Source organism: Nostoc sp. JL34, assembly GCF_017114945.1.
GTDB lineage: Bacteria > Cyanobacteriota > Cyanobacteriia > Cyanobacteriales > Nostocaceae > Nostoc.
The window spans coordinates 73318-92560 of the sequence record NZ_JABXKQ010000076.1; the positions used below are offsets into that span (position 1 = coordinate 73318).

18 protein-coding genes are annotated in these 19243 nt (G+C 42.4%); 6 read left to right on the forward strand and 12 right to left on the reverse strand.

All coding sequences use genetic code 11. The features are described from left to right. The first annotated feature begins 224 nt into the window (after nt 1-224). From nblR to HWQ44_RS15400, 3 genes are all read left to right on the forward strand, one after another. Nucleotides 225-911, forward strand: a complete 687-nt coding sequence (gene nblR, locus HWQ44_RS15390; RefSeq protein ID WP_099103317.1) for a response regulator transcription factor NblR — start codon at nt 225-227, stop codon at nt 909-911. A 151-nt stretch (nt 912-1062) separates the two neighbouring features. After that, nucleotides 1063-1572 carry a DUF192 domain-containing protein gene (locus tag HWQ44_RS15395; protein ID WP_292719962.1) on the forward strand — a complete coding sequence of 170 codons (510 nt, stop codon included), beginning with the start codon at nt 1063-1065 and terminating at the stop codon, nt 1570-1572. 520 nt (nt 1573-2092) lie between these two features. After that, on the forward strand, nt 2093-2320 hold the full coding sequence (locus tag HWQ44_RS15400) for a DUF2949 domain-containing protein (protein WP_292719964.1): 228 nt from the start codon (nt 2093-2095) through the stop codon (nt 2318-2320). Between the two features lie 341 nt (nt 2321-2661). Here the strand turns inward: HWQ44_RS15400 and HWQ44_RS15405 are convergent, their stop codons facing one another. From HWQ44_RS15405 to leuS, 3 genes are all read right to left on the reverse strand, one after another. Beyond that, nucleotides 2662-3816 (reverse strand): alanine--glyoxylate aminotransferase family protein, encoded by a 1155-nt coding sequence (locus HWQ44_RS15405; RefSeq protein ID WP_292719966.1) that lies wholly within the window; start codon nt 3814-3816, stop codon nt 2662-2664. Nucleotides 3817-5043: 1227 nt separating this feature from the next. Further along, entirely contained in the window at nt 5044-5244 is a 201-nt protein-coding gene (locus HWQ44_RS15410) for a DUF5615 family PIN-like protein (RefSeq protein WP_366931385.1), read from the reverse strand. A 233-nt stretch (nt 5245-5477) separates the two neighbouring features. Then, on the reverse strand, nt 5478-8099 hold the full coding sequence (gene leuS / locus HWQ44_RS15415) for a leucine--tRNA ligase (RefSeq protein ID WP_292719969.1): 2622 nt from the start codon (nt 8097-8099) through the stop codon (nt 5478-5480). 175 nt (nt 8100-8274) lie between these two features. Here leuS and HWQ44_RS15420 point away from each other — a divergent pair, with 175 nt between their 5' ends. Further along, nucleotides 8275-8727 carry a gamma-glutamylcyclotransferase gene (locus tag HWQ44_RS15420; protein WP_292719971.1) on the forward strand — a complete coding sequence of 151 codons (453 nt, stop codon included), beginning with the start codon at nt 8275-8277 and terminating at the stop codon, nt 8725-8727. Nucleotides 8728-8743: 16 nt separating this feature from the next. Here HWQ44_RS15420 and HWQ44_RS15425 read toward each other — a convergent pair whose 3' ends face one another. From HWQ44_RS15425 to HWQ44_RS15440, 4 genes are all read right to left on the reverse strand, one after another. Continuing rightward, nucleotides 8744-9358, reverse strand: coding sequence for a transcriptional regulator (locus tag HWQ44_RS15425; RefSeq protein WP_292719973.1), 615 nt, complete (start codon nt 9356-9358; stop codon nt 8744-8746). A 157-nt stretch (nt 9359-9515) separates the two neighbouring features. Next, entirely contained in the window at nt 9516-10172 is a 657-nt protein-coding gene (locus HWQ44_RS15430) for a sigma-70 family RNA polymerase sigma factor (RefSeq protein WP_099101330.1), read from the reverse strand. Between the two features lie 366 nt (nt 10173-10538). Then, nucleotides 10539-10691: a hypothetical protein gene (locus tag HWQ44_RS15435; protein ID WP_292719976.1), complete on the reverse strand. Its 153-nt coding sequence runs from the start codon at nt 10689-10691 to the stop codon at nt 10539-10541. A 76-nt stretch (nt 10692-10767) separates the two neighbouring features. Then, the gene (locus HWQ44_RS15440; RefSeq protein ID WP_292719978.1) at nt 10768-10923 is read right to left on the reverse strand and encodes a hypothetical protein; all 156 of its coding nucleotides are present in this window, start codon (nt 10921-10923) and stop codon (nt 10768-10770) included. 446 nt (nt 10924-11369) lie between these two features. On the opposite strand from HWQ44_RS15440, the gene HWQ44_RS15445 reads away from it, so the two are divergent. Then, the gene (locus HWQ44_RS15445) at nt 11370-12002 is read left to right on the forward strand and encodes a L,D-transpeptidase (protein ID WP_292720031.1); all 633 of its coding nucleotides are present in this window, start codon (nt 11370-11372) and stop codon (nt 12000-12002) included. Between the two features lie 73 nt (nt 12003-12075). On the opposite strand, the gene HWQ44_RS15450 is transcribed toward HWQ44_RS15445, so the two are convergent. The 5 genes from HWQ44_RS15450 to HWQ44_RS15470 all read right to left on the reverse strand — a co-directional run bounded on the left by HWQ44_RS15450 (nt 12076) and on the right by HWQ44_RS15470 (nt 17544). Beyond that, the gene (locus HWQ44_RS15450) at nt 12076-12615 is read right to left on the reverse strand and encodes a late competence development ComFB family protein (protein WP_179068053.1); all 540 of its coding nucleotides are present in this window, start codon (nt 12613-12615) and stop codon (nt 12076-12078) included. A 120-nt stretch (nt 12616-12735) separates the two neighbouring features. Then, nucleotides 12736-13671: a M23 family metallopeptidase gene (locus HWQ44_RS15455; protein ID WP_292719982.1), complete on the reverse strand. Its 936-nt coding sequence runs from the start codon at nt 13669-13671 to the stop codon at nt 12736-12738. 598 nt (nt 13672-14269) lie between these two features. Next, on the reverse strand, nt 14270-14968 hold the full coding sequence (locus tag HWQ44_RS15460) for a DevA family ABC transporter ATP-binding protein (RefSeq protein ID WP_292719984.1): 699 nt from the start codon (nt 14966-14968) through the stop codon (nt 14270-14272). Nucleotides 14969-15035: 67 nt separating this feature from the next. Further along, the gene (gene devC / locus HWQ44_RS15465; protein WP_292720033.1) at nt 15036-16208 is read right to left on the reverse strand and encodes an ABC transporter permease DevC; all 1173 of its coding nucleotides are present in this window, start codon (nt 16206-16208) and stop codon (nt 15036-15038) included. A 136-nt stretch (nt 16209-16344) separates the two neighbouring features. Next, nucleotides 16345-17544, reverse strand: coding sequence for an ABC exporter membrane fusion protein (locus tag HWQ44_RS15470; RefSeq protein WP_292719985.1), 1200 nt, complete (start codon nt 17542-17544; stop codon nt 16345-16347). A gap of 791 nt (nt 17545-18335) precedes the next feature. Between HWQ44_RS15470 and HWQ44_RS15475 the strand changes: the two genes are divergently transcribed. Then, nucleotides 18336-19181 carry a DNA/RNA non-specific endonuclease gene (locus HWQ44_RS15475; RefSeq protein ID WP_292719987.1) on the forward strand — a complete coding sequence of 282 codons (846 nt, stop codon included), beginning with the start codon at nt 18336-18338 and terminating at the stop codon, nt 19179-19181. Nucleotides 19182-19243 lie beyond the last annotated feature (62 nt).

Genomic DNA, 19243 nt, shown 5'->3' on the forward strand with positions numbered 1-19243 from the left:
AAACTCTTTTCCCCTCCGCTCCCTTCTTCCCATGCCCCATGTCCTAGTTATTAAGATTGCATCCAAGAATTCGATGGCTGACACCTGAACGTGCTAAAACATTCCTAGCAGCGTGTCAAATCAGATTGCTCCATCACTAAAAACTCGTAATTGCACTTTATAACTGATGTAAAGATTTTCTCTGGAATATCTTTACAATCCCAAATCCAATATCCCAAATTGTTATGACAGTTGCTCAAAGTCCCTGTGTTTTGGTGATTGAAACCGATGAGAGCCTTGCAAATCAACTTTCTTGCGATTTGCAAGAAGCTGGCTATGAATCAATTTTGGCTCACGATGCGACGAGTGGCTTGCAACACTGTCGCGATCGCCAGCCTGCTTTAATTGTCTTAGACCGGATGCTAGCAGGAGAATCAGGACTCTCATTGTGCAAAAATATGAGAAGCACTGGTATGCGATCGCCTGTATTAATTTTAATGGCAAGGGATACAGTTGACGATCGGGTAGCTTGTCTAGAAGCTGGAGCGGATGATTACATCCTCAAACCTTACCGCTCAGAAGACTTTTTGAAGTTGATTCGCCTCTACTTAAAACCCGATGTGGATACCACGGAGCAATTGCGCTTTGGGGATCTAATTTTAGACATAGCAACTCGCCGCGCCATACACAACGGACGACCAATTGACTTGACAATGAAGGAATTTGAATTATTAAAATTCTTAATGGAACATCCCCGTGAGGTGTTAACCCGCGAACAAATTCTGGAAAATGTTTGGGGTTACGACTTTCTAGGTGAGTCTAATGTGATTGAAGTGTACATTCGTTACTTGCGGCTAAAAATCGAAGATGAAGGTCAAAAGCGCCTCATTCAGACAGTACGCGGTGTAGGGTACGTTTTAAGAGAATCCTAGTATACTGTAGCGGGAGTTTGCCTATCTCCTTATCTTGTTCCCAGTTTGAAACTGGGAATGCAAATTTGGGTGCTGCTGCCTCCCACTCAAGGGGTTTTTCTGCCTACAACACTGTAAAATTGAAGTCTAAATAACAAAATCGAAAAGCTATATGACTCGTCGGCTAAGTTTGCTTTCGATAGTGCTGAGTATTTTTCTGATGGGTTGTTCTATGCCAACAACAGCTAAACCTCCCAGCCTCACTCCTGGTTCTCAAACTCCAGCACCAAAGAGTTTAGGTCAAACACTACCAATTTCTGCTCAAGCCATTGTTCCTAATGGCACAACGATTCAATTAGAGGTGGCGCAGACGCCACAACAGCAAGCGATGGGGTTGATGTATCGACCAGCTTTGCCAGATAACCGGGGGATGCTGTTCGGGTTTCCTTCACCACAACCAGTCAGTTTTTGGATGAAGAATGTACCTGTGCCCTTGGATATGGTATTTCTACATAAAGGTGTAGTTAAATATATTCAGGCTGCTGCACCTCCTTGTGCAAGTGAGCCTTGTCCTACCTATGGCCCCAATACACCAATCGATAAGGTAATTGAACTTCGCTCTGGAAGAGCTGCCGAATTGAACTTGAAAGTGGGCGATACTGTCAAAATTGGTCAAAAATGAGTTTTGAGGCTTCGGTACTTTACAGAGATAAAGTATTTAGGTAGTTACTCTGTTGAGAACCTACATAGTTGGGATATATGTTTTTTATGTAAAAAATGTCACTTTATGTGGTAAAACAGTCACTTGTAACGCTACTATTTGAAAACTGTGGTAATAATCTAAAATTCTACTGTCCCCAACCTGAAATTGCGGTCTTGAGGTTTGGTTGCAAAAATATTCCCTTGGGCGTAAGTGTAAATAGTCGCCAATAAGAGAGTATAGCTATGGAATCTTTGTTACTACATGTGTGATTAAATAAAGCACAAAAGTAAATGAGATGGAGCCAATTTAACTAAGTAAAAATACTGCTTGAAAATTAAGCAGATGATTTGTAGGAAAATTTCTATTTCTCAGACCTTTTATGAGAAGCTTCTCTCGAAGGCAAATCAAAAAAAAAACTGTGCTGGGGTGTATAGCCGATAACGGCACAGTGACAGATGAAATACTGGCTACTGTCTACCGAGCAATGGTGAACTGATATATGACAATACATTCTGCACAAGGAGGTGAGATACAAATGTCACCATCAAAATATTCTCGACTGATTAATTTTTTGCAAGAAGATTTGGCAATTTCCACAGCATCACTAGCAGTGGCGCTTCGGCATCGGGAGCAAGACCCAGGCCCTTTGGCAATGATTCTTTGGCAATATGGGTTGATTACTCTAGAGCAATTAGAACAAATTTATGATTGGCTGGAGACGGCATAGGTTATACCAATTTTGGATTGTAGATTTTTAGACTTGGGATTAAAAGTTTCTACCAAATGTCTATTAGCAGAATCTCAAATAATACTATTTATGCCAATTTGGTGTGATACTAAGTTGCCAAAGTTAGTTTTGTTTGGTGTCAAAGATACTGTGCGACTTTTTTCAAAGTAAATAATACTATCTAGGGCAACTTGGTGTCATTTAGGATAATTGAGGTATGTTACATCAACTCTACCTTATGCAAAGGTTGATATATAGCTCTCTTGACTCTGACGGTTTTTACTCTATATACAAATTAAAAGAGCGAGTTAAATTATCAACTCGCTCTTTTGATTTAGTACTCAGGACTGACTAAACACTTTAACTGCTGCTGCGACACCAGAACCAGGGGTGAAGTCTTCGTAGCCAAGTTCTGTTAGAGTAACTTCTAAGGATGCTATGCAGCTGAGGATATCGCGATCGCTCACAAAACCCAAGTGACCAATACGGAAAATTTTATTGCTCAAATGATCTTGACCACCAGCTAGGGCAATATCAAAGCGTTTTTTCATCAATGACCGAATCTTATCCGGTTCAATTCCCTGCCGTGCTACAGCTGTAATTGCCGGACTAGCGGAACTATCTGCTGCAAGCAGCGGTAAATTTAACCCTTTAATGGCGGCGCGGGTAGCATTCTTGAGGCGTTCATGTCGAGCAAATATTGCATCTAAGCCTTCTTCTTTCATAATTCGTAACGTGGTGTGTAACGCTACGATTAAATTCACAGGCGGGGTAAATGGAGTTGTATTTTTGGCTGTGGCTTTGCGATATTTGCCTAAGTCCAAATAATATTTCGGTAGCTTCGCAGTTTTGTAAGCTTCCCAAGCTTTAGGACTAACAGAAACAAAACCCAATCCTGGCGGAATCATATAACCTTTCTGAGAACCGGAGGCGACGATATCCAAACCCCAAGTATCCACCGGTAGATTGAATGCACCCAAGCTAGTGACAGCATCAACGATAATTAAAGCTTCACCGTGTTCTTTAACGTGGCGGTTGATGGTTTCTAAGTCATTCAACACACCCGTCGAGGTTTCGCTGTGAGTGATAATTACAGCTTTGATTTGCTTTTGAGTATCTGCTTGGAGTTTTTCGGCAAATACTGCGGGGTCTAAGGGTTTTCCCCATTCCACCTTAACTTCTTCTACATTCAAACCGTAGGCTTGGCCAACTTCTACCCAGCGTTCACCAAATTTACCATTAGAGCCAACTAAAATGCGATCGCCTGGAGAGAGAAAATTAATTATTCCCGCTTCTACAGCACCTGTACCACTGACATTCAGCATCAGCACGTCACTTTGAGTTTGGTGCAGCCACTTCAGGTTTTCTGTCACCTCTGCCAATATGTTGCTAAATTCACTAGTACGGTGCCCAATCGGATGCTTGGCTAATGCCAGTAAGGCAGCTTCTGGCACCGGTGTAGGGCCTGGAATCATCAGCATCAGCTTATCGTTCATGTGTCTATCCTAAAAGTCAAATAAAAGTCAAAATTGTGGGAAGTTAGTTAAGTCCGATGGCAAATCCTAGATATTTATCTACAAATTCCACTCAGATCGTCACCAGCCTTGTTGTATATTTTCCAAATTTATAGGAAAAGTATCATGTTTAACGATTGGTCAGCTTGACCTTTGCAATTTATACCAGACTCCAACTCAGATAAAACCTTTGTTCCAGGCAATCTTACCACACACCTAGACGCCAGGTTAAGGTGTCTGCTCGTAAGGGAGTGGCTAAAATAGCCAAGGGTGAAACGTCTATCTAGATGAGGCACAGATGATAAATCCTTAAATCTTACCCATAATCTGACTCTATTGTTTTTATAGAAACACGCAAAATCGTTTTCAATATCACGGAAATAGTCGGTGAAAAAGCTATGTTTTGCTTCCACGAACAAAGTAACCGCCTACACTATGCGGAAGATTTGGATGTCACCATTTGCTAAGAGATATAAGATACCCAACCAAACTTTTCAATCTGCTTGGGTCGAAGAATTTTTCTTAGGTTGCCATTCTCTAAAGGATACTTTCATCAATATAGTAAGTGATAATTTATTGGAGTCAAAATCGCTTCGATGTCAATATCCAAGCACCCTCTAGCTTAGTCGATAGCGATTAATTTGTCGCAGAAGTTAAGATACTTGTGCTACTAATTGCTGCACATTTGGATACTGCACTTAGTGGTAAGCGATGCCTACGGCAGGCTACGCCTACGCTAATAGACGATAAGTTTTTATACTATACTTACAAAATCGCTACAATCGTGCTTAGTCTTCTTAGTTACTATTCACGGTGAGTCGTTTTTAACTAGTGTTCAGTTCATAAACTGTCACTCACTAGATCCCCGATATTCTTGTAAAAGAGATATTCTTAGTTAGTGCAAGGAGTGATACCATTTCACCACATGTTTGTCACAAGTTATCCCCGTAATACTCCCTCCTCAGGGAGTGTTGCAGATTTCAAATGTTGCATCAAACGAGTGAGTTGGTATAAGCTTTTACGGAAAAGCGCTTGAGTGAGCAAAACTCTCAAGCGCTTTTTTGTGTATAAATAAAACAGTCCAACTCTCTGGACGCTCAGATAAATGTTTTTAAATACACATACACCACTGAAGTTCACTACTGATAAAAGAGTTATTGCGACATATAATTGACAACTTTATAATTTGTGCATTCCGTCAAAACCTTTTTAAGTGACTGGACGTACCACACGAATTAGTTTTCCTTGCAAAGGTTCTTCTGCTGTTACAGCCTCATCTATCTGTGCTGCAAATTGTTCCCGATTACGATTGTTCGTGCAAACAATAATACCGAAGTGGTTAGAATCACGACGACGCAAACGGATGAAATCAATTCTGTTGATACTTAATATTGAGCGTTCTTGACTGATGGCAAATGCTAGACTTCCTCATCAGATATACCTTAGTCTGCATTTTCTGCTTCTTGAACTGTCAAAACATCATGTCCGGCTAAATTTACAATTTTATCAATTGCTAAGTACAACATTTCATTAATTCATAGCGAATTCTTTGCGGTAAGACGTTCGCGTAGCGTCTCGTAGAGAAGCGCATCTGCATTTAAATTTCAACCCTCAATTCGCCACGATTTTATGCAAAGCTGTACTTAGTTAACTACAAAATTCACCAACTTTCCAGGCACCACAATTACCTTTTTAATCTCTTTGCCTTCAATGTAACGCTGAGCAATTTCTGATTCACGGGCGTATTTCTCCAATCCTGCTTTATCTGCTTGTGCTGGTACTTGAATCGAGCCGCGAGTTTTACCCATAACTTGAATCACTAAAGTGATTTCATCAGCTACCAAAGCAGCCGGGTCAAATGATGGCCAAGTTTGAGTATGAACTGAATCACTTTCACCCAATAAATGCCACAATTCATCAGCAATATGTGGTGCAAAAGGTGCTAGTAAAACCACCAAAGTCCGAATACCTTCTGCGTAAATTGGTGAATTTTTGCCGTCAGCATCAGTTAAGGCATTACTCAACTTCATCAATTCTGAAATAGCGGTGTTGAATTGATATTCGTCTTCCACATCTTCTGTCACCGCTTGAATAGCTGTGTGAATCGCCCGCCGCAATTCCTTTTCTGCCTTAGTTAAATCAGAGAGTTGAGCTTTTTTATGGGATACCCCAGCAGCAATATAATCTGTCACCAAACGCCAAACGCGATTTAAAAAGCGGAATTGTCCTTCCACATCGGCTTCATCCCATTCCAGGTCTTTTTCTGGCGGCGCTTTGAACAAAATGAACATCCGCGCTGTATCTACACCGTATTTGGAAATTACATCTTCTGGCGCTACACCGTTGCCCTTTGATTTAGACATGGTGGCATAGAGACGTTGCAAGGGTTCACCTGTCTGGGGGTCGCGCGGGTCGGCTGAATTTACCAGATTAGAAGGAATCCATTTATCTTTACCACCCTTATTAGGATTTAGATAAGTTAAACCCTGCACCATACCTTGCGTTAACAGGCGTTGGAAGGGTTCGTCAAAATTTAACAAGCCTCTGTCCCGCAGAACCTTAGTAAAGAACCGCGAATACAACAAATGTAAAATCGCGTGTTCAATCCCACCCACATATTGGTCAACTGGCATCCAGTCGTTTATTTTACTAGAATCGAAAACTTGTTGTTCATTCTTAGCGTCAGGGAAGCGCAAGTAATACCACGAGGAATCAATAAAAGTATCCATCGTGTCAGTTTCCCGCTTCGCTGGAGTGCCACAAGTTGGACAAGGTACATTTACCCAACTCTCTAACTGAGTCAAAGGTGAACCGCCACGTCCAGTAAATTCCACCTCTTCTGGTAACTGTACCGGCAAATCTCGATTGGGAACTGGTACTATCCCACAGTTGGGACAATGAATTACAGGTATCGGTGCGCCCCAGTAACGCTGCCGCGAAATCAACCAATCCCGCAAGCGATATTGCACCCGCACTTTCCCAAAACCTTGTTGTTGGGCGTATTCAATTATTGCTTGTTTCGCATCTGTGGAAGTCATACCAGTAAAAGCCCCAGAATTAATTAAAATTCCTGGTTCAGTGTATGCCTGGTTGTATTCAATTTGGATGAGTTGTGTGACTTCATCAACTTCTGATGTGGGAGTCAAGTCAAAACCTGCAACATCATCTGGGGAAACGATGACAAAATCAATTGGCAAATCGTAATTTTTGGCAAACTTAAAATCCCGGACATCATGTGCCGGTACACCCATCACTGCTCCAGTACCATACTCATACAGTACGTAGTCAGCAATCCAAATCGGCACTTCTTCCCCTGTAAATGGGTTAATTGCCTTACCACCTGTGGGGATACCCCGCTTAGGTTTGTCTTCAGCAGTACGTTCCAACTCACTTTGATTAGAAACCTCTTTAATAAAGGCTTCTACCGCTGTTTGTTGTTCTTTTGTGGTGACGCGCTTTGTTAAGGGATGTTCTGGTGCTAACACTAGGTAGCTGACACCATAAACGGTATCTGGGCGTGTGGTGTACACGCCGATTTTTTCATCTATCCCAATGATGGGAAATTCTAAGTAAGCCCCTGTAGATTTGCCAATCCAGTTTGCCTGCATCGACTTGACGCGTTCCGGCCAACCTGTCAATTTATGCAAGTCATTGAGTAATTCTTCGGCGTAGTCGGTAATCTTGAAAAACCACTGGCGTAATAATTTGCGCTCAACTATTGCCCCACTCCGCCAAGAACGTCCTTCGTTATCAACTTGCTCATTTGCCAGTACAGTTTGATCGATAGGGTCCCAGTTTACAGCTGCTTCTTTTTGATAAGCTAACCCTGCTTGCAAAAACTGTAAGAAAATCCATTGCGTCCACTTGTAATAATCTGGTGAACAGGTAGCAAGTTCGCATTCCCAATCAATGGATAAACCAAGACGCTGCAATTGTTGCCGCATCTGAGCCATATTCTGATAAGTCCACTTTGCTGGTGGTACACCACGGTCAATGGCAGCGTTTTCTGCTGGCAAGCCAAAGGCATCCCAACCCATTGGGTGTATTACCCGATACCCTTGCATTCGCTTAAGGCGGGCAATCACGTCAGTAATCGTATAATTACGGACGTGACCCATGTGTAGGCTGCCCGATGGATAAGGGAACATGGAAAGAGCGTAGAATTTTGGCTTGTTAGTAACTGTAGGTGTCTTATCTAAGCCAAGTCCTACCCATGTTTTTTGCCATTTTTCCTCAATTGCTGCTGGGTTATATCGGGAATCCACCAAAAATTCTCCTACTGGGTCTACTTACTATGTCAACATAGCAGGTTAATCTCATATTGTAGGTCAACTACTCACAGATTTGTATATAAGCGATAAGTGCAATTAAGCATGAGCCTGATTATGCCCAAACTGTGAGCCTTTCAGGTATAGCAAGAGTTATTTGATGAAGGTTTAAATGGTTGAATCAAATAAAAAAATTTCTGACTTAGCGCGGGTTTTTGTCTACGGCACGCTCAAACCAGGTGAAGCTAACTATAAAAGATACTGTACTGGCAAAGTAGTTGATGTCAAAAGAGCTTTTGTACAAGGCAAATTATTTGCTCTGCCAATGGGCTACCCAGCCATGACGTTAGGGGATGGACAAGTTTACGGGTATTTACTCTCTTTTTTCAACCCAAAGATTTTAAATGAGCTAGATGTGCTAGAAGATTACCAGCCCAATAGACAAACGCCAGAAAACCTCTATAATCGAGAAATTATCGAGGTTTACGAGCCACAGTCGCTCTCTTATAGTTGGGCTTGGGTTTATTTAATGACTCTACAGCAAGTTGATCAATTAGGAGGCTTCCTCCAACCTGATGGCTGGTGGAGCGGCTGTGGTTTAACCCCAAAATACAGTTATCTGTAAACTGTTAACTTTGCGATTAGTTTATGTCCTGTTTGGAGTCGTGCTGTTGCGGCTGTACCTGATAAATTGAATTTTCTGGAGAGGCTACTGCTGCTTTCGGAATTTCAATTACCGGGTTATTTAGTCCCACCATCAGCGGCGAAGGGGGAACTATAGACGCTGAGGACGTTTGTATCGGTTCTCTTTGTGGTCGTTGTGCTAGTTGTTGCACCATCGAACCACCACCTACTAAGCCTGATATTGCACCGATCGCACAAGCAGCAACGGCCGTAGCTCCCACCATCCAGTTGAAACGGGAGCGGCGGCGCAAACGTGTCAAAACTTGCTGAACCGTTACTTCTGGCGACTGTTGGCTTGCTGGCACTGGGAGCGTCCGCAAGCCTTGGCGCAGCTTTAACAGTCGGGCATACAAGCATTGAACGGAGGCATCATTTGCCAGCCATTCTTCTACTTGCTTACGTTCGGTGGCTGTGACTTCACCATCAAGATAAGCACTCAATAACTCGAAGCGATCGCGCTTCACCATATCTATAAGACCCGTTGATTCATTGGTATGCTTGGCCATTCCATCTGACAAATCTTGAGGAAGTTGCAAAGGAGAACGGTCGTAAAACTGAGAATCAGTAGTCATCTTAACATTATTACCAATTCATACACGGGTAAACTGAGCGGGAATTTCGGGAAAATTAGCCAATTTTCCTCCTAAAGGCAGAAACAATGTACGTCTTTCTAGTAATTCTTAATCTATGCTTAAATTCTGCCCAATGGCAGAGGCAAGATACTGTAAATTAGGAGTCTAGATAATTCTGCAAGTGGGCTTGCAATCTCGATCTAGCTCTGGCTATTCTTGACTTGACAGTTCCTAGAGAAACTCCAGTGATTTCGGCAATTTCTTCATAAGCCATGCCTTCGATTTCTCTGAGGACAATGGTAGTACGGAAGACTTCTGGTAAATCCGCGATCGCTTCCCGCAATTGCTCGTAAAATTCTCTAGTTGTCAGTTCTTCCTCAGGGCCAGGAGTATCACCAGCAATTTCCCAATCCATCTCGCCGTCTTCTAAGGAACGGGGAGCATCGAGTGACAAAGGACTCATAACCCGCTTGCGTTTCCGTAACTCGTCGTAAAACAAGTTGGTGGCAATGCGGCTTAACCAGCCCCGAAATTTAGCAGGCTCTTGTAATCGGTTAATATTCCGATATACTCGAATCCAAACTTCTTGAGCCAAATCGGCTCTGTCAGCCCAATCTGGAGCCAGGTGGTATAGAACTCGATCAACTTGACTTTGATAACGGCGTAATAGTTCTGCAAACGCAGCACGATCTGGTCGCAGTCCGGCTTGACAGCGCAAAATTAAATCGTGGTTAGGGAGTTTGTCAACTTGCACTGATGCTTCTGGATACTTTGCATCAACCGTTGACCAGGATACAGTAATCGACTGACTCATAGATCGTACTGGCTCTAAATCATCCCTATCTATTAGACCTGCTAATAGGACAGAAGTTCCATGCTCAGGTGACGGATTCATGACTGGAACACTGAAGCATACAATTTTAGATACATTTATAGCAATAAGGATAGCCACTTTTTCCTTATACTGCTCCCATAGTTGCCCAAGACCCATTAACGAAGAAAGGGGCAGCAATATGCACATTTGAGTTATTTTAGCAACTGGGTATATACGCTTGATCAAAATAATTAAATCTGGTTATAAGGAGAAGATAAAAATTTTGTAATTCTAACTTCTTGATACCTTTAAAACTCTGGTAATAATTTCTGGAAGTTGAGTTGCTGTGGTTGCTAAGATAGTGATTTAATTTTTTGATTTTGTTACCAGAATAGTGGCTGATTGTTCTGGTTGTGGCCCGTAGGCAGCACTAGAGTTATGTTGCTCTGGTATGCGAACTTGAAAAAATAAATTGAGGGAAAATGTAATTGTGACCGCTAGCAATAGTTTTTCAAACATGGTTTTTCTTCCACCTACACCATTAATGATTGATTGCTACATTTCAAAAGTTCCACCAGAAAGTCTAAGTATTGGCTTACAACCCCCAGAACTTTTGAGGAATGAGGTTGCTCACTTGGAGTTTTGCCACTGGGACAATTCGCATAGTCTTAGTTTGCCCAGAGGTGTTGGCAGATTTATAGCGGAAATGATAAGTATTGATAAATTTTTGATAATCGGATGATGAACTCATCCAAATGGTCGGTTGGATATGTCAAGGATAAACAATAGGCGATGGCAATGGTAAGAAACGAATCTGTAGGGCGTATGGTAATGCTGCTTTGCTTTGGCACAGCATTTTTATCCTTAGCTGTCCATTGGCGCATTACTACGGCGGAACGGCAGTATGAGAAGTCTGCATCTACTTCGATGCGGCGAGATTCTACCCGAAGCAATCTTAAGGGAAGCCGGTCAGAGGGAGCCTACAAGAATCTTTCCCAAGCGAGTTTAGGGGAAATTGCGCTGGGTGCATCTGTGCCACCTGATGAAGTTACCCAAGGCTCAACTGCCCAGAGGGTGTTTACAGCAAAGTCCTCTGCTATTAAGCCTCAAACTAAGTCGAAAATAATTAAGAAGAATGTAGCTAAAGCAACTACTCGAAGGGCTTCTACACTCAAGTATTCTGCTACTAGGTCGAAAATAATTAAGAAGAATGTAGTTAAAGCAACTACTCGGAGAACTTCTACACTCAAGCCTTCTAATATTCAGCCTCAAACCCAGCCCCAAATAATCAAAAAGAATGTAGCTAAAGCAACAGAACTCCCAACTCAGACGCGGCTAGTGGCGCAAGTAGAAAGACAAAATCCAGTTGTGGATAGTTGGCCAAAAGGTCTATGGTCTCAGGCTTCAGCCCAACAAATACCATCTAATAGGTTGGCAAATGCCAAGACGCAAGTGGTGGTTGACTTAAGTGATCGCCGTACTTATGTATATGCAGGAGATGAGGTGATAGCCAGCTACCCCATTGCTGTGGGTAAGAAAGGTTGGGAAACGCCGACAGGTTCTTTCCAGGTAATACATATGCGACACTATCCAGTCTGGCGCCACCCAATTACGGGCAAAGTATTTCAGGCTGGTACGGATAGTCCCTTGGGAGACAGATGGATTGGTTTTTGGTCAGATGGACGGAATGAAATTGGCTTTCATGGCACGCCCGATATTGACCTGGTAGGAACGGCTGTATCCCACGGCTGCTTAAGAATGCGTAATTCTGATGTCCGATTGTTATATGAGCAAGTGAGTTTAGGGACAACAGTGTTAGTGCGTGATTAATTATAGAGTCATTAGTCATTAGTCCTTTGTCTAAAACCAATGACCAATGACCAATGACTAATGACTATTAAAATTATAATTTTTGCTCAAAATTAGGTGCGTATGTTTGGAGTAAAGCACTAACTTGGCGTACAACCTCATTGCCAGTGTTTTTGCCCAAGGCTTGACGTTCTGGGAAGAAATTGGGTCGATCTAGGTAACGGTTAATTGCCTCACTTACTTGCTGAGAAATTAAGTCTTGTAGTTGTGCCTGAGCCGTTTGGCGTTGGAAGTTGGCACCTTCTTCTGTAGTAGCATACAAAGGTGGTAGCCGATTGAGAGCGTAAGCAGCAATATCCCCAACATCTAGAGAACTTTCGCTAGTGGCTTCAATTTCTGCGACTCGTGCGATCGCTTCCGTCAGCACCAATTCTTCCATAACGTTAATGAATTGTTTGCGAGGTACCGCCACTACCTCACCAGTCAATAGCGCACCCATCAGCCGATCCAGCGCCATATACTCTTCAATTGAGAGTTCCGAGGCGTTGTCACAGATTCTACCGACTTCTGCTTCCATTGCTGGTGTCAAATAACCATCCTGGAGAGCTTGTTCTACAATTTTTTCGATACTCATAGCGCTTATCATCATTTATGTTGGCAAAGCTTGGTAGGGACGGTATCAATCCAATTTATTTTGCTTAATTCTCAGCAAAAATACACAAATTATACACAGACGCGATCAATTCCGCCTCTACTAGTTAACAACCTTAGTTCGCCAAGGTGTGGGATCAACAGATTGTCCGTTGACATACAGACCCCAGTGTAAATGTGGCCCCGTGGCTGCACCTGTTGAACCTACTGCACCAATTAGTTGACCAGCTTTCACAAAATCACCTTCTTTAACGTTAATACGACTCAGGTGCATGAAAATACTGGTTACTCCTTGACCGTGGTCAATGCCAACTACGTTACCGTGTATCCGAAACCCTTGGGATACCCTACCTACCAAAGCAACTCGCCCAGCGGCTGGGGCAATTACCGGTGAACCGGCAGCACCAGCGTAGTCAAGACCACGATGATAGTAGTCCTTTGCAAATGTACCATTATAGTAGCGACGTACACCATAGTTTGTACTCATCCGCCCTGCATTTGGCTTGAGGAATACTCCATTCCAATACTTTTCTGGTGTTTGTAGCGCCTTAAAAGCTGCCACACGCTTAAGTTCATACTCTGTGGCATCCACTCCGGCTTTGCCAGGTGGCAAAGTAATGCGTTGTACGGGGAATTGGCGATTAAGCACATTCACTGCCAAGTTTTGTACTTGACCATCTCCTGCAACTCGGAGTGTTCTAATTCCAGCTTTTTCTAATGGGGTTGTGGGAACAAAAGCCCGATATTGATTGGGGGCAATTTCAAATGCCGGGTATGTATTTTTACCACTAGCTACTGTTGGATTTGTACGATTCTCTGGATTATCTAGATTAATCTCCACCGAGAGTGTATCCCCTAATTTAGGATTAGTTGGAATCACCTTTACTTGTAAAGCATCTACAGGCAATGCCAAGGTGATCGGGAGAACAGCAAATATTCCCCTTAACACATTTATTGCACGGCGATTTGCTGTCAAAGTTTTAACATCAAAACCGAGCAACTTTTTATTTGAACTACTAGCACTATTCTCAATAATCATAGAACTACAAAAAATCCCTTGCTTGTGTTGGAAAATAGACTAGCTTATGATCACTAGTGTTTCCTGTTTAAAGCCGATGTTGTTGACAACCATAAATGTCAGGAAATTCTCCAGGTACTTATGAATTGCAAGGGCGAATCATTTTATCTGTAATTTTGCGTGAATTGGTCTTAACTCTAATAACCAAAGTATATGACATTAGCAATGAGCATAAAATTTAACCAGATTGATGACAGAACCCTCTCGTGGCTTGCCATAGGTGTCACTTGTTAAGCAACAAAGAAAACTCGTTGTGGTTACAGTCATTACATAATAATACTTGAAGGAAATCTTGGAATCAACTGGACACTTATTCAACTGGACACTAATATCACACTGTTAGGTTGAAATCGGTATAGGGAAATCACCTAAACCAGGTAAGTAAATCGGCTAGGATCAATAAATATGTATTAAATAATGCAAGTATTTTAAAATCTACTTATAGTAGCGTTTTAGCGCCAAAAAACCATAAATATAAAGCACAAATTTAGTCTTGCCGTGCCAGACTTAAGATTTACTTTATAAATCAGTTCTAAATGATGGAATGCGTTGATCAACTTTAGGCTGATAGTATTACTTTTGACTTGAGTTTGCCATCTTCCATGTGAACGATGCGATCGGCAATGTCTAGGATGCGGTTGTCATGAGTAACCATCAAGATAGTACAGCCTCGCTCTTTCGCCAGTTTTTGCATGAGATTGACTACATCTCGTCCTGATTGACTGTCAAGGGCGGCGGTGGGTTCATCCGCGAGGATTATTTGAGGATGACTGACTAAAGCACGAGCGATCGCTACTCTTTGTTTTTGTCCCCCAGACAGTTTATCAGGATAGTAATGCAAATGATTTCCTAATCCTACCTGCTCTAACATTTGGGCTGACCTAGCTTGCATCTTTTTTAACCCAAGATGTTTGTGCAATTCCAAAGCCATTTTGACGTTTTGGAGTGCCGTCAAACTACCATGCAAGTTATGTGCTTGGAAAATATAACCATTACGGCGTCGCGCCTGCACTAGTTCTTCAGCACTAGCACCACAAAGTTCTCGTCCCAACACCTGCAAACTACCAGATTGGGCAGAACGCAACCCACCCACTAAGGTCAGTAAGGTAGTCTTTCCAGAACCAGAGGGCCCAGTCATGATAATAATTTCACCAGCGTTAATCTCTAAGTTGATATTAGATAGAACTTGCTTGCGGAGTGAACCGTAACCAAAGTGGTGGTCGAGATTCTGGATGGAGATGACGGATTGACTAGTCATAAATAGATCGATTACTCGTGACGATCGTCATTTGTCCTTTGTCCTTTGCAAATGACCAATGACAAATTTAAAACATATCAGCGGGATCGGTGGCTTGGAGTTTGCGGGTGGCGATCGCACCAGAAATTGTACACATAATGATAGTCAGCACTAATACCTGCAATGCCCGAATCGCAGTCATATACATAGGCAAATTTGTGGCACTGCGAGTCAGTTGGTAAAGTGCTAAGGAAACTCCCAATCCGGGGAAGAAGCCCAATGCTGCCAAGATCAACGATTCTTCAAGCACTACACCTAGCAGGTAATAATTGCGATATCCCATTGCTTTAAAGGTGGCGTATTCCCGAACGTGGGCATTAACATCGGTGGAGAGGACTTGATAGACGATAATCACGCCTACCACAAAGCCCATTGATACACCCATGCTGAAAATAAACCCAATTGGGGAATTTGTTCTCCAGAAGTTGTTCTCAAATTCAATAAATTCGGCGTGGGTTAAGACTCTAACATCATCTCTGAGGTAAGCTTTGAGCATTGCGGCTACTTTTTTCGGGTCATAGCCTGGTTTAAGAACAATCAAACCTAGACTGACACTGCTGGACTGTCGCCCAGAAAATAGGCGCAAAAAGTTTTGATCGCTGGTAATCAGGTTGCCATCAGAACCAAAGGAAGCCCCGACTTGAAATAAGCCACTAATGGTAATGGTGCGCCGTTCTATTTCGGTAGTCAGGGTTTTACCTTGGTCAATTTGAGCGATCGCTTTTTGATAATCTCCTCTTGCACCACGATCAAACAAGACGGTATCCGGCATTTTAATCGCTTGCAATTGCTGGTTAACATCGGGTAAGTCAAATGCTGGCTTGTCTGGATTAAAGCCGATAACTAAGACCCCTGTCTCCCGATGTGTTTGGGGATTCTTCCAGATTATATTGTTGAAATACATTGGTTCTGCCGACTTCACCCCTGGTATATCCATTGCTTGGTAAAGTCGCCGACGAGAAAATGTAGACAAGCTTGGCAAGTTACGGGCTTGGGGACTGGTTAAAACAATATCTGCTTGCAAACTGCGATGTAGTCTGGTGTTGCTGTCATACAGCGCAGTTTGAAAGCCTAGCTGCATGAACATCAGGAGATCCGCAAAGGCAATACCTGACAATGCCACGAAAAGACGGCTTTTTTCATGATTCAATTGCAGCCATCCTAGAGGGGTTCGCCGTCGCAGTTGTTTGATCAATCTCATAATTAGGGACTGGGTATTAGGGATTAGGGACTGGGTATTAGGGATTAGGGATTGGGGATTAGGGACTTGTTCATCGACTTCAGAATCTCCCAGTAACCAGTCCCCAGTCCCTAGTACCCAGTCCCCAATCCCCTTTTCACAATTCAATTACTGCCTTAACTTGCATATTGGTTAAGGTGGCAGCTTTTCGACTGGAAGCTTCATCTAGTCGGATATGGACTTCTACTACTCTGTTGTCGATATTGCTGACAGGATCTGTGTTAATGACATTCTGCCGTCGCACTTGCAAGCCTTTGCGATCTACGATTCCCTGCAATTCAATCGGCAGGTAATCACCAAATACTCGCACTTGCTGCCCTGAATGCACTTTGCCGATATCGCTTTCGTAGACTTCGGCTATGACATACATCTGGCTGGTTTGGCCGATATCTGCAATGCCATCATTTGATACTAATTCCCCCGGATGGGTATGGATCTCAAATACCTGTCCATTTTGGGGCGATCGCACCTCAGCTTGATTGAGATTGACTTTTGCCAGATTCATGGCTGCTACGGCACGATTAATTTCCGCTTTAGCAGTTTCTACATCGACTCCGCGCACTTCAGCGATTTCATCAAGTGTTGCTGTGGCTTGTTTAACTTGTTGCTGGCTAGTGGATTGGGTACGATTTAATAGTGCCTGTGCTTCTTGCAAGCTTTTTTGGGCGGTTTCCAAATTTAAACGCTTGCTATCCTGTTGGGAAGCGGAAATTGCGCCCTGTTGATATAGTTGCTGATAGCGTTCGTCTTCTGCTTGGGCGTTACGCACTTCGGCTTGGAATCGCTCAATTGTCGCCGCTTGGGCATTAATATCACCTTGGCGTTCGGCTTCTAGACGAGCGATCGCAGCTTTTTGGGCGGCAATTTCACCGCGTTTAGCGCCTGCTTGGGTGCGGTTTAGGTTTGCTTGGGCTACTTTCACTTCTTCTTGCGCCTCTTTTAAAGATGCTTGGAGGCGATCGCGGCTGTTCAAAATTGCAATCATCTGTCCCGCCTTTACCCTATCCCCCTCCTTCACCAACAACTTTTCTACCCGACTTCCTTCCGCAGACACCGCAGCAGAGAGTTTAATTACCTTTCCCTGTGGTTCGAGCCGCCCTAAAGCTGTTACAGTTTTTAACTGTGGCAATTGTGTTGCTGGCACTTGTGCCTCTGGATTTGCATAATTTTGCCAGCGTTTTACTATATAAAAACTTATTCCGCCAACCAACAAAGATGCAATTATACCTATAGCAACAGATGGACGCAGAATAGACTTAGGGAACGTTCTGTACCCTAGCTTTGAGTTTCGCACCATAGATTACCTCTTAACTAGTGGCGCAGAAAAAAGAACAGATTAGACTTTTCTCCGTACTTATTTGCTAATTTCTACTTCTTTAGGCAGTTATTGTTGATTTATCACTTAAAAGTCCATAACAAAATTATAAATTGTTGACATTTTACTCAAACTAGGTGATTGAGATAGCTAAGAAAACAATAAATCATTTTACTGAATCAGAGGTTGATTTTTCTGGCAAACTACCTTTGGTTGATGAAAGCTCTCAGGTATAGTAAACGGTTTCAAAATTACGGGTTGTAGCAGTGCCAACAATCAGATACAAATTAAGTAATTAGACAGAAATTTTTGTGTCATTCCTAGCTATTTAGATTAATATCAAGCTTTGGTGATATCTAGGACGGGATAACCCTACACGATCATAAGGCAAATAGTAGTTGCACATATCTTACCCTCGCCATAACATAGTTAAATTTAATTATCTTTACCTAATTATTCTCTTTTTTTATTCCTCTTTAAATTATTTTGTTATGGAAATTTAAAATTATATGCATGTTTAAAATATTAAATTTTTCTTTGTGAATATAAATAAACATAATAGGGGCGCACAGATGTGTGCCTCTACCCCTGTACTCAGCACTGATGTGCTTGCTACATGCCCCGCTCCTTGTGGATGGTCTTTGAAATCAGCACTCTTCATCGCTCTCGAATCAGCTCAATAATTTGCAGTATTTATACTTTTTGTATCCCTGAATACTTGATATTTGGGACATAAGCCATAGACACTAATTTTGTATTTAAATACTAAAAACATGAAAAAAACTAGGCTTTTTAAATTTCTGCTGCCTTGTGTAGCTGTAGCACTATCTATAGCTTTGATCGGGTATTTACGCCCAACCACAGCACAATCATCAAGTGTGCATCTAACCTTGGGCAATCCAAGTAATGCAATCACAAGTGTCTCATATCCAAACAACTATTTATTAGTAAAACCGCAGTATGCGCTGAGTTACAGCCGTGATAGAGGGACTCCAAATTGGGTGTCTTGGCAGCTAAATTCCTCGTGGCTGGGTTCGGCACCTAGGCAAGACAACTTCCGCGCTGATACCACCCTCCCTACAGGATGGTATCAGGTAGGTGGCTCTGACTATTCCGGTAGCGGGTTTGATAGAGGACACATGACACCTTCTGCTGATAGAACAAGGACAGTAACAGATAACTCTGCAACCTTCCTGATGACGAATATGGTGCCACAGTCACCGGATAATAATCAGGGGCCATGGGCTTCACTAGAAAACTACTTGAGAAGCTTAGTCACTGGGGGCAAAGAACTATATATTATTTCTGGCATCTACGGTATGGGTGGAACTGGCTCCAATGGCATAAAATATACAATTGCTAATGGCAATGTTCAAGTTCCGAATAGGGTTTGGAAGGTTATTGTAGTAAATGATCCTGGTGCTGGAGCGTCTGGGGTTACAACTAATACGAGGGTTATCAGCGTCAATATGCCCAACACTCAAGGCATAAGAAACAACGATTGGAAAACGTATAGAGTTTCTGTTGACTCAATTGAAGTTCAAACAGGTTTCAATTTATTATCTAATGTGTCCACATCTGTTCAATCTGTGATTGAATCTAGAGTTGACAATTTATAGTTCAATCAAAACCACGCACATTTTACATAATTCGTAATTAATAAATTTGTTATTCTCAATTA